The 7,536-nt window shown below is 43.7% G+C and carries 4 protein-coding genes; all 4 read right to left on the bottom strand.

The genetic code is table 11. The features are described from left to right. Positions 1 to 373: 373 nt before the first annotated feature. Positions 374 to 2,806: an NACHT domain-containing protein gene (locus tag MiSe_RS46205; protein ID WP_226593639.1), complete on the bottom strand. Its 2,433-nt coding sequence runs from the start codon at positions 2,804 to 2,806 to the stop codon at positions 374 to 376. A 628-nt stretch (positions 2,807 to 3,434) separates the two neighbouring features. Continuing rightward, complete coding sequence (locus tag MiSe_RS46200; protein ID WP_226593637.1) at positions 3,435 to 5,576, bottom strand: NACHT domain-containing protein; 2,142 nt, start codon at positions 5,574 to 5,576, stop codon at positions 3,435 to 3,437. 326 nt (positions 5,577 to 5,902) lie between these two features. Further along, entirely contained in the window at positions 5,903 to 7,108 is a 1,206-nt protein-coding gene (locus MiSe_RS46195) for a 4-hydroxy-3-methylbut-2-enyl diphosphate reductase (RefSeq protein WP_226593635.1), read from the bottom strand. Positions 7,109 to 7,160: 52 nt separating this feature from the next. Next, complete coding sequence (locus tag MiSe_RS46190; RefSeq protein WP_226593633.1) at positions 7,161 to 7,334, bottom strand: hypothetical protein; 174 nt, start codon at positions 7,332 to 7,334, stop codon at positions 7,161 to 7,163. Positions 7,335 to 7,536: the final 202 nt, after the last annotated feature.

The raw sequence follows: 7,536 nt of genomic DNA, 5'->3' as shown, positions 1-7,536 counted from the left end.
ACACCACGCCAGCCAGGACTGGTAGAGAAGATTAGTCCGTTTTAACGGACTTACGCTATTAGCCTGGGGTTTAAACCCCAGGCGGGTGTGGACAGCACCACCGATCCCAGTTTGCCAACAGCATCATCAATGATGCTGTTGGTAAATCGATCCCTAGTGTCGCCGACACCCGCCCGGAACTCAAGTTGCAAGGCGAGTAGCAGAACACCACGCCAGCCAGGACTGGTAGAGAAGATTAGTCCGTTTTAACGGACTTACGCTATTAGCCTGGGGTTTAAACCCCAGGCGGGTGTGGACAGCACCACCGATCCCAGTTTGCCAACAGCATCATTGATTTCCGGGCGGGATAATGCCACAATTGCAAGCTCTCAGATTATCTATCCTCACAACTACCTCTTTTCTCAATCTCAGCCATGGGCAACAATAATGTCTCCTCAATTTCCTGTCGCACAGCAAAAGTTAAATTAGCCGCGCTATTCATGCAATCTACTAGCAATTTATTGGCATCGTAATACTGGCTAAGCAATTTTTTATGCTGTTCGATCAATTGCCAATCATGACCAATATTGCGATGTTCAATCATCACCGATCTTAATTTATTAGTCCAATCCTGACCCTTAGCTTGCCACCATTGTTTAAATTTATCCCTATCCCTATCTGGAGCGGGTAATTGAGCCTTGAGTTGTTGCAGCACTTGCCTTAGTTCAGATACTATAATCCCGTCAAATGCAGGAGAAAAGACATACTCAAGAATCTGGTAATTGTGCGTTATAAAGAAAAAGTCATGCACATCGTAACTCTTAGGTAATTTAAAATCATAGTCAGTGTCATCAAGGTAAAGGGCACAGTTGAGGTCAATGGTAAGACCACGCTCAAAGGCAAGACCACGAGCAAAAATAAAGTCGGGATGAAGAAAGTTAACAGGGATAAAAGTATCATCGATAACACGGGCAAGAGTAAGGTCAAAGCCATGACCAAGAGCAAAATAAAAGGCTCTTACTGCTGCCGGTTTGTAGGTAGCATTAACTGAAAGAGATTTCTCGCGTAACCACATTAAAAATTGTTGCAATTTCTTATCGTTAGCTACAAGCTCATCAATTTCTTGTTTCATTAACAGCAACAAACTATCTGCACTTGGCAACATCTCAGCCGTTAACAAAAAGACTTCGCGCCATTGCTTCTGGTTGATATAGCTGACCAAATGTTGCAAAGCTTGAGGTTCAGACTTAGAAACAATTTTTCTAGTTGCTTCTAGCGCAGTGAAATATTCTTGAAATGTTAAATGAGAGAAAGAATAAATCCCCCGCGCACGTTCTACCAATAATCCATGTTGCGCTTCAATCGATTTTAGCACCGCCTCGCTATCCATCTGCAATTCATCCGGTTCAGTTTTAGCATTCGGTAAAGTGCCAAGATAGTCGGCGATGAGTTGCTGAATTTTGTCTTGTTCAAAGAAGTAATCGCCCCGCTCAAAGGTGATAGCTGCTATCTGAGCCAGCAACAGTTTCTTACGCGGTAAAGTTAAAGATCGATAAACTTCATCCCGTTGAATTCCCCTAGTTTCATCCCATCTTTTCAGCAAAATTTCTATTCCTTGCGCGTACAGCTTGGATCGGTTAGATGGAAAATCGGTTTTGGATTGGAAGACTAAGCAGGTTAAATGCAGCAAGATGGGTGTAATCGCCAGTTCTCGGATTTGCTGATTTTCTGAACGATTCAGCTTTTGAATAAACTGCTTTGCTGTGGCTAATCCTGCTGCAACATTATTCCTGGCAACGGCTACAAACCATTTTTGGGCAAAAGATTCAATTTGCGCGTCGTTAAAATCTGCTACCTCGACATATGTGAAGCCGGGAAATCTATATTTAGAGGCGGCAATGCGACAGGTGATAATCAACTTATTTTTATAATAATCTTCAGAAAATTGCTGAAGTTCCTCGACTACTTTATTTTCATCCTCATCGGTGACTTCATCCAATCCATCTAGCAAAATCAGCCCTCTGCCTTGAGTCAGTATTGCTTCAGTTACCTGCTGTTCTGAGATGCCACAACAGCGAAATTCTCGGCTGATGTAGTCTAGTAATCGGAAATTTTCCCGCTCTCTGGCATATTTGGCAAAGTCTTTGAGTCGGATAAAAATTGGCACTCGGTTAGCTTGAAACCGACCTTGAACGCATTCAATCGCTACATGTTGCAAAAAGGTAGTTTTTCCCGCTCCTGGTTTACCCAGTACCATCAGCCTGTCATACCTTTTAACTGCTTCTATTCCTGGTACTCTTTCTTGACGCACTTTACCCAAGCCAAAGCGGTCAAAGTTATCGTCACTTGGGTTAAATCCTCGCACCAAATCGGTAATTTCTAACCACCTTTGACTGGTAATTTGCTCCAGAATGTTGACATCGACGTAGAGGCGATCCAAATCGATAGGCTGGGAAATGTCCAATAGCTGCATTTTGCTGTACAGCAAAAGGATTTTATCGTGGCAGCGTCGTCTTACTTGCTCGACAAGGGTGTCAATATCCAAACTTTCCTGCTGCGGCGTTTGGGGTGGGATGGGGTCTAGCTTTGTTTCGATGGGTGGATTTTGTTCGATGTATGCAATTGCTTGCCAGTCTAACCCCAATTTCTGGCTAATTTCGACAAAGTACCTAAAATCAACGGGTTTTCCAGTAAAAAATTTATCGGTTGTCCCGCGAGACATCCCTAGTTCCTCAGCCAATGCCTTTTGGCTAGGAAAGCCATGACGCAAGAGAGCCAGCTTAACCTGGGGAATGCAAGCGGGAGCGACTCTCATTGACCGAGACATGTTTAAATCTGCACTTTTCTGATTATTCTTAATTCTACTGTTCGCTCAAGCAAAAGTCAGGCATAAGTCGGGCAATCTCAGGTGTTTCTCAAACTTTATCTCAAGCAGCCGTCGTTTTTAATCAAGTTATGGAAAAGTTCCCGTTTCCGAAAATGAGCTTTAGTTCTATTAAGTTCGTTTAATTATCCCTAACAAAACTTCACCATTTTGCCGTTTCTAATTTGACAAGAGGTCGGTTAAAATATCAAGTACAAGAAAAGCATTTTAAAACCCTTGAAATACTATGAATTCAATAATTATCTTCTATTCAGCTTTTTTTTACTGTATGATAGCCGCCCATTTTTTCAGGGTCTGGTTAAAATATTTTCATAAAGATTATTCGCGGTTGTCCGCTGAAGACAAGCTCATATCAAAACAGATTTTGGCACTGGCTACGATATTCTGGCCTATAGTGGTTCCCCTGGCTTACCTGGAGCTATTAAAGGCCAAAAGAACACAGGAGCGATTGTAGTAACTCAAGTTGCTGGCTAATGGCTAATGTAAGGATATTATCAGCCGATCGCAATGAGCAATTAGCCATTAGCAATGAGCAATTAGCTATTAGCAATTAGCAAGTTGCCTTCACGCATCAATCCCCCTCTACCAGCAACATGCGCCCCTCGATTGCTTCCCAGGTTTTGGGTGAAACCCTCATCGCTGCTTGTTTGCATCGTACCAAAAGTAGATTGATATAAAGATAATCTTCCAAAGATTGAAATTCTCGCTCGGATAAACAAACTAACTCTGGATTGAGTTTAAGCGCGTTTAACCAGGTGAGGGAAACGCGATTGCTAAATCCTTGATGCACTTTATAGGATTGGTTGAAATCCGGCGCTTGTACTTTGAGCGCTTCCAGTCTGGCAATTAAGACGGTAAAGTTGACGCTGGTAAAGATTTTAACTGCTTCTAATTCTTCCGCGATCGCAAGGGTTAAGGCGCGGGAAAAAGCGCGAGTCGGCGTAGAAGGACGAGTCGGCGTGCGGGTAAGATTAATCGTGCGCGCGAGGTTGGGATTGAGGGCGCGGGCTAAATCGAGAATGCGGGTAATTTCTAGCACGCGAGCGAGGTTGGGACTGAGGGTGCTGGCGAGTTCTAAAGCGCGATCTCTTGCTAACGCTAAAAATAATGCCGCCGTGCGTTTAGCTGCTGATTTAAATTTACCTTCGGAACCATCGGTTGCTTGATGCGTCCAGTTTAATAGCGCTTGCAATTTGGGAGTATTTATATATTTTTGCGTTTCTTTTTCCATCATTAACAGCAATTCATCTGCACCGCCGCGCATCAATCCTGCTACGAGTAAAAATACCTCTTGCCAGCGTTTATCGGTGAGGTGTTCGTTTACAAGTTGGGGAATTTGATAATGGTCGGTAATATATTGGGCGGTTAAATATTCTTGCAGGGTGAGGTGGGAAAATGAAAATACTGATTCGGCGCGTTCTACTAAAATTCCCTGCTGCACTGCGATCGCTTTTAAAATTGCTTCCCCATCTAAATGCTTGGGTGCGTTGAGATTCTCTGCCAAAAATGTCTTAATTTGACTCACTATCTCTTGTTGCGTAAAAAATAGCCGATCGACCTCGAATCCATTATACGCTATTTCTGCCAGCAATATTTCTTCTAATTCCGTTCTCAGTCCTTGATAAATTTCATCTCGCAATATTCGCTTTTCTGCTGCCCATTCTTCTAGCAAAATTCTCAAAGCTTTTCGGTACAAAACACTGCGGTTTGTGGGAAAATTTTGACTGTGGTCGTAAACCAAACATAACAAGGTCAGCAATAAAGGCGTGTGAGCTAATTCTTTAGCAGCGTAATTTTCTGGTTTTTGCAATAGTTCCCAGCATTTCTGAGCGGTTCCCACTTGTTTATCGATTTCCGATTGAAACCAGTTGCTAATAAAATGCTTGATTTGCTGGCTATCAAATTCTGACATTGCCACATCGGTAAAGCGGCGGAAATTATGGCGATACGCAGCGGTTCGACAGGAGGTAATAAATCTATTTTGATCGTATTTATCGACAAAATCTTGAATCTCAGCGATTGCATCGTTGACAACTTTAGCCGGGACTTCATCTAATCCATCTAGCAAAACTAAAAGTTTGCCTTTAGCGAGTAATTCTGCCGTAAATTCTTCCGGAAAGGGAAAGCCGCAAATGCGAAATTCTTCGGTAATGGCTTTTTCCAGGTTAATATCGCTGGAAGTAAATTGTTTTAGTTCTATGAAAGCGGGAATGCATTCCTGTGCAAAACCGCCTTGTTTGCCCTTCAAAGCTTCTAGTCCCATTTTCCGCAAAAAGGTTGATTTTCCAGCGCCGGGACAGCCAATAACCATTAAGAATTGCTTATCGTTTGCTACTTGCAATCCATCTTGAGTCGGGCAATTTTTGGGTTGAAAGCTGCGGTTTTCGCGGTAAGCTTTTTCGAGATTTTCCAGGGATTCAAATCGGCGGATATCCCATTTATCCAAAAACTGAACTGCGGTATAAACCGATTCTAATTCTACAGGTTCTCGCATTCCCAACACTTTTAGAATGCCGTGACGCTCTTTGTAGTTTTCGATGTATTGTTGCGAGGCGGTGAAAATTGTTTGTTGAGTTTTTTTATCTAAATTTTTACTGAAATTTCCTAGACATTTGCTGCCTTTTTCCCACAAAGTTGCCATGATAATAGCGGCTAAACTTTTGGCGGCATTTAAAGCGATCGCTTCAAAACTCATATAGCTTTCAAACTGCAAATTTTTGAGGAATTACGCCAAGAAACCGGGTTTATATGCAAAATCTTCGCTTGGGAACTATAGATATACGCAAAAACCCGGTTTCTTGGATCGTCGTGCGTAAGTCCTGCGAGCAAAAAATAGGGCAGGCAACTCGTTTTTACCCCCCCAATGGAGGGCGAGATGCCTGCCCCGAAATATACAAAGGATTGCTTTCTCATTGAAGTACAGCCTTTTTGCTTTGTTTGTCTAGCGGCACCCTTAAGGGTGCCGCTAGACAAACAAAGATGTACCATCACCGACTGCAATCCGCTGTAAACGTAGAAACCTTTCACAAACGCCGCTAATTAAACGACAACCGCCGCTTTTAACTCAAAAATCTTCTCGAGCGCTTCTTCGACTACTTTATCGGGCGTCGAAGCACCGGAAGTCACCCCGACGACAATTTTGCCATCGGGTAACCAATTTTCAACTACTTCCAAATCGCGATGTAATGGCTTATGTTCAACCCGGTTACCAGAACCAATGCGAGAGGCGCTATCGATATGATAAGACGGAATGCCCCGCTCGATGGCGATTTCTTGCAAGTGGGTAGTATTGGAAGAGTTGAAACCGCCAATCACTAGCATCAAATCTATTTTTTCATCCACTAATTTGAACATGGCATCTTGACGTTCTTGGGTGGCGTCGCAGATAGTATTGAAGCTTTGGAAATGCTCGTTTAACTTATCTGGGCCATATTTTTTCATCATGGTATGTTCCAACAGCTTGCCAATTTGTTCGGTTTCGCTTTTGAGCATGGTGGTTTGGTTGGCAATTCCAATGCACTCTAAATCTGTATCGGGGTCGAATCCCGCCGAACAAGCGCGGCTGAATTTTGCCATAAATTCTTCCCGCTTACCGCCATTAAGAATGTAATTGGAAACGTAATCGGCTTCGGCAATATTTAATACGATTAAGTACTTGCCAGCAAACGAACTGGTGGCAACGGTTTCTTCGTGGTTGTATTTGCCGTGGATGATCGAGGTGTAAGCCTTTTTCTTATGTTTCTCAACCGTATTCCAAACTTTGGAAACCCAAGGACAAGTTGTATCGACGATGGTGCATCCCTTGTCGTTGAGTACCTGCATTTCTTGAACGCTGGCACCGAAGGCGGGTAAAATTACTACATCACCGACACCCACAATGGAAAAATCTTTCTCGCCTTGCTCTACAGGAATGAACTCAACTTGCATTTCCCGCAACCGCTGATTGACGGAAGGGTTGTGTATAATCTCGTTGGTAATCCAAATGCGCTCGGTAGGGAAGTGCTGGCGGGTTTCATATGCCATTGCGACAGCACGTTCGACCCCCCAGCAAAAGCCAAACGCCTCGGCTAGGCGGATCGTAACATCCCCCCGTTGCCAGGTGTAGTTGTTGTCGCGAATTTGCTCAATCAGATTGCTTTGATATTCTGACTGGAGAGCAGATGCAGCTTCCTCGGCGTGACCAAATCCTTTGCGGTGGTAGTTTTCAGATTGTTGGAGACTACGCTTGAACGCTTTTGTATCCATTCGGTTCAACCCGTTAAATAGTTTTTTCAACCCAGTGAAATCCCCTTCGATCTTAAAATGGTTGGGTTGCGATCGCGCAGCGTGCCCCAGGCATATCGCGCGCAACATTGTCGGTTTGGCAACGAGTAGGGAACATCCGAAATAGTTTGTACAATTCTAAATTTGATGATTGCCGTGCCCCAAAGCTGCCAACCCGGTTGCGATCAAACATTGTCGGTAGGGACACGGCATGGGAAATTTTCTGTAGAAATCTAATTTGATCGTTGCCGTGTCCCTACGTGGCAAACCCGGTTGCGATCAAACATTGTCGGTAGGGACACGGCATGGGAAATTTTCTGTAGAAATCTAATTTGATCGTTGCCGTGTCCCTACGTGGCAAACCCGGTTGCGCTCCCACATTGTCGGTAGGGACACGGCATGGGAAATTT

Origin of the sequence: Microseira wollei NIES-4236 (assembly GCF_020521235.1) — a bacterium.
GTDB lineage: Bacteria > Cyanobacteriota > Cyanobacteriia > Cyanobacteriales > Aerosakkonemataceae > Microseira > Microseira wollei.
Note: the sequence above shows the minus strand (reverse complement) of the source record. Positions and strands in the feature narration are given on the sequence as shown.